General features: G+C 58.9%; 1 protein-coding gene. It reads right to left on the bottom strand.

What is annotated here, in order from left to right:
• A partial coding sequence (locus D1646_RS22550) for a transposase (protein ID WP_160638539.1) occupies positions 1-219 on the bottom strand: 219 nt, incomplete at both ends.

Below are 219 nucleotides of genomic sequence, written 5' to 3'. Positions count from 1 at the left end.
AACTGGTAGACCGGGTCATCCTGGGGCATGGATTTCAGCAGGCCGTCCATCACAAGGAACAGCGTCCTGCGCAGCTCTGGCGGGCTGCTTTTGGAAGTGCGGACGCTCTTGGCTTCACGCTCACTGGACTGGTTAGCGCCAGGGTCAACGCTGGCAAAAGCGGTGATAGAACCTCTGTGGATGAACCGCGTCACGTCCCCGATTTCTGCCATGAGCTGT

Source organism: Pseudoflavonifractor sp. 60 (assembly GCF_009911645.1).
Classification (GTDB): Bacteria; Bacillota; Clostridia; order Oscillospirales; family Oscillospiraceae; genus Lawsonibacter.
This window is presented reverse-complemented; position numbering and strand designations above follow the sequence as displayed.